The sequence below is a fragment of the Vibrio sp. 10N.222.52.C12 genome (assembly GCF_041474215.1).
Classification (GTDB): Bacteria; Pseudomonadota; Gammaproteobacteria; order Enterobacterales; family Vibrionaceae; genus Vibrio; species Vibrio crassostreae_C.
The window spans coordinates 1-3,952 of the sequence record NZ_JBFRTR010000235.1 but is presented as its reverse complement, the minus strand read 5'-3'; the positions used below and the strand labels follow the sequence as shown (position 1 = coordinate 3,952).

At 39.3% G+C, this 3,952-nt stretch carries 4 protein-coding genes; 2 read left to right on the top strand and 2 right to left on the bottom strand.

The features are described 5' to 3' along the window. Positions 1–200: 200 nt before the first annotated feature. Positions 201–1,706, bottom strand: coding sequence for an aldehyde dehydrogenase family protein (locus AB4623_RS24050; RefSeq protein ID WP_048660432.1), 1,506 nt, complete (start codon positions 1,704–1,706; stop codon positions 201–203). A 380-nt stretch (positions 1,707–2,086) separates the two neighbouring features. On the opposite strand from AB4623_RS24050, the gene AB4623_RS24045 reads away from it, so the two are divergent. Together AB4623_RS24045 and AB4623_RS24040 are read left to right on the top strand one after the other, a co-directional pair. Then, positions 2,087–2,482, top strand: coding sequence for a hypothetical protein (locus tag AB4623_RS24045; RefSeq protein WP_017082559.1), 396 nt, complete (start codon positions 2,087–2,089; stop codon positions 2,480–2,482). Next, positions 2,472–2,729, top strand: a complete 258-nt coding sequence (locus tag AB4623_RS24040) for a hypothetical protein (RefSeq protein WP_017082558.1) — start codon at positions 2,472–2,474, stop codon at positions 2,727–2,729. Before AB4623_RS24045 ends, AB4623_RS24040 begins: the two co-directional genes overlap by 11 nt. A gap of 785 nt (positions 2,730–3,514) precedes the next feature. Here AB4623_RS24040 and AB4623_RS24035 read toward each other — a convergent pair. Next, positions 3,515–3,952, bottom strand: a 438-nt coding sequence (locus tag AB4623_RS24035) for a helix-turn-helix domain-containing protein (RefSeq protein WP_372147525.1), incomplete at its 5' end; no start/stop codon positions are given.

Genomic DNA, 3,952 nt, shown 5'->3' with positions numbered 1-3,952 from the left:
AAGGTGAGGTATCCTTTGAAGATCAACCAAATAAAAATATTGAACGGGTTTTCATTCTCTATAATTCGTTTCTAAGTTAGGTTATTGTCAATTTAGAGCTACTTTTATTAACCATTTTGTTATGATACCAAGCCATTGAAAATTATTATTCTGATAAAAATATGCCCGATAAACCATCGGGCAGAGGAGCAGTTGAATAATTAGAAGAAGCCTAAGGGATCAATGCTATGGCTTACGATGATATTTTTGGTATTTTGGTAATGATCGAGCATCATTTTGTGTGTTTCTCGACCAATGCCGGATTTTTTGTAACCACCAAATGCAGCGTGAGCTGGATACGCGTGGTAGCAGTTGACCCAAATTCGTCCAGCTTGGATATTTTTCGTCATATGTGAAATCAGATTGTTATCACGTGTCCATACCCCTGCACCTAATCCATACTCAGTACCGTTAGCGATAGCCAGTGCTTCTTCAGAGTCTTTAAATGTTGTAACAGCAACGACTGGACCAAAGATCTCTTCTTGGAAAATACGCATCTCGTTAGTTCCTTTGAAGAGAGTTGGCTCGACAAAGTAGCCATTGTCTTCATAACTCTTGCCGCCAATAAGTAATTCAGCGCCTTCTTCATGACCAAGTGCGATATATTGACGGATTTTGTCAAACTGCTCTCTTGAAACCTGTGATCCGACTTGTGTATCGGTATCGAGCGGGTTTCCTTGTTTGATCGTTTTCATGCGAGTCTGTAAACGCGAAATGAAGCGATCGTAAATAGATTCTTGAATCAGAACTCGCGAAGGGCACGTACAAACTTCACCTTGATTGAAGAAAGCCAGTAGTACGCCTTCGATACACTTATCTAGATAGCTGTCTTCGTGATCAAATATATCAGCCATAAAGATGTTTGGAGACTTACCACCTAGCTCGACTGTTGATGGGATCAGGTTATCAGCGGCGCACTTAAGGATATGTTGTCCAACTTCAGTCGAACCAGTAAAGGCGATTTTTGCAATTTTTTTGTGTGTTGCAAGCGCTTGACCCGCTTCTGAACCATAGCCATTAACGATATTTATTACACCAGCAGGTACGAGATCTTCGATGAGTTCCATTAAGAACAATATCGATGCAGGAGTTTGCTCTGCTGGCTTCAAGACAACGCAACAACCTGCAGCCAGAGCTGGTGCTAGTTTCCAAGCCGCCATCAAGAGTGGAAAGTTCCATGGAATAATTTGTCCGACAACCCCAACAGGTTCAGGAAAGTGGTAGGTCATGGTTTGCGAATCCAGCTCTGAAGCAGAGCCTTCTTGGGCTCTAATGCATCCAGCAAAATAACGGAAATGGTCGACTACCAGAGGAATATCAGCGGCGAGCGTCTCGCGGACAGGTTTCCCGTTATCCCAGGTTTCAGCAATAGCAAGCATCTCAAGATTCTGTTCAATACGATCTGCGATCTTTAGTAGTATGTTCGAACGCTCAGTAACTGATGTTGAAGCCCAATCGCTTTTTGCACCATGTGCAAAATTAACTGCTAAATCGATATCTTCTTGAGTCGAAGCCGGAATTTCGCAAATTACTGAGTGGTTGATTGGAGAGGTGTTCGTAAAATACTTTCCATGTTTCGGTGCGATCCATGCTCCTCCAATGAAATTTTGATATTGTGGTTTGAAATCAACAATTGAGTTCTCAGTTCCAGGTTGTGCGTATAACATTGTCAGTTCCTTTTTTAAGATTCTGTGCATTATTATCTACTTGCCCAGAAAAAATAAAATAAGAAACCTCGTCCATAGATTTAGTTATTTTTAAATTTAACCACATAAACTCAATGGTTTATGTGTAAATGGTCGCAGTTAAAGTCCTAAATGTAAGGGGTATGTGTCGTTTTTCTAATGGTATTGAATCTATGTAGACCAACTCAGTTAATATGGATAAAAAGCATTACCTCCATTGCATGGTAAGCAAATAGGACATATATATCCTATTTTCTGGACGTAATAGTGAGGTCTTTTTTATAATCCCATGATATTTATCGTATTTTTTTTATTGGTGCAATTGGTTTCATTATTTTATTTTAAACATATAACGTTAACATATGAGGGACGAGAACAATGAACTAGAGGAATACAAAGTGTATCAAGAACTGAGCCAACTACTAGATGATATTGGGTATGCATTTGATAAGCATGAACTGAAAATATGTACTATCAGAGCTCAAAAAAACAAAGTAATAAAAGCGATGCTTGTAACGGCAAAAGAACTGAATTTTGACATCTCGTCAAACCTGTCGAAAAGCGTATTGTCGGCAATAGTTAGTCAAGACGAAGTTAGCGAGCAACAAGCTATTAGCGTTTTGACGAAATATGTACTTGGCGATAATACGGTCCGAAAAGAAATGAGAGAGAGCCTTTTCCTTGCTATGGTGAGGGAAAGCGAAGAGTTTCACATTGTTATGCTACTGAATGGAGAAGGGGTTAATCGTGTTATCTGAAGAAATGCTCCATGAAAGAACTAAAGAAGCACTGCGATGTGCGCGTTTGCTTGAACTTGATACTTCAAAGCAATTTATTAAAATATGCATGAGCGCTTGTGTGGCAGATACTCGTATTCATATTAATAATATTGGTGAAGTTCTCAGTAATTCAATTGCTTACCCAAGTAGACTCTTATCTGGTGCATATGAAACCAGTGAACTTCATCAGTCGATAACCCCTGTCCTAGATAAACTTTCTCAATAGTATTTTATCGGTGGTAAAGATGGTTATCCTGAGGTCAATCAAGAGTCGTCGTTTGGTCCTGATCTGACAGTTTTGTTTTTTAATCGGCGCTTGTCAGATTGAACCTAAGGAAGATTATTTTCACTCAGTTCCATTTACTAGCTAACAATGTATCAACTGAATGTTGGTGGCAACTTATTTCCCTTTGATGAGTAACCATGTTCATTCGTCTTGAGTTTTTGTCGTTATTACCTGTTTTTACTTGTCCATGTTGTCAGGGCTTTTAGCGTCTTGTAAACAAATCAGTCGACTTTGTTTCTCTTTTCCTTCTTGTATCTAGTTGCACATTCTCGTGTCACTAGGTCTATCACTTTATACTTCATTGACTTTTTCGAAGTGGGTTAAGTAATGTTGTTAGCGCCTTATTATCATCGTCACTGACATTAACGAGGTTTAACTTAGCGCTAAGGACCTCCTATCGATCCACATTGATAACGAGATTTGGCTTTCGCCAAGTCATCCGTGTTTCTTGGCTTTCTAGGCGCCCCAATCAAAGACTTTAATGTCTTCAGATTCGATGGTGTATGACGAATATTAAAACGAGATTAAGTGTGGTGTGGCGTCGTTGAACGCTTGCAGATACAAGCGTGGGCGGGGATAGATAAACTTTTTAAATGTTGAATTGATGAGGGCTCTAGAGCGAGAGTTACCTATTTTGTCTTGGATTGTGGATTAAGAATCTCAATTAATTCGGGTAACTCCCTTCTTTTAAACTAAGAAGTTAGGTTCAACGAAAATTTAAATGATTAAGCCCCACCAGTCTGTGTCGTTTTGCGATATTCTGTGGGTGTCATGTCGTAAAACTTTTTAAACAGCGATCGAAAATGGTTTGTGTCACTGTAACCGACCTGCTGGGATATTTGTTCTATATTTAGGCGCGTAGTGTCCAATTTTTCTCTAGCGAATGCTACTCGAATACGTTGTATGTAACTCATTGGAGATTCGCCAGTTGCTGCTTTAAAGCGACGTTTCATTTGTCTTTCACTCAAAAAGATTTTTTCTGCACACATAGCGACAGAGAGTCTGCTAGGGTCTTCATTATGCATCCATTCTTGTAATCGATTAATCAAACCGTCACTGTGCTGTTGGTATTGAACAAAACTTGTTAAAAAAATTCGCTTTATTTTCGAAATATCGCCTCCCAAATATTGTTCACATTTTATTCTTTGGGCGGTGCCCAACAG

Excerpts from the sequence above, each read along its gene's own strand:
- AB4623_RS24050 (WP_048660432.1), bottom strand. The coding sequence starts at position 1,706 with ATGTTATACGCACAACCTGGAACTGAGAACTCAATTGTTGATTTCAAA.
- AB4623_RS24045 (WP_017082559.1), top strand. The coding sequence starts at position 2,087 with ATGAGGGACGAGAACAATGAACTAGAGGAATACAAAGTGTATCAAGAA.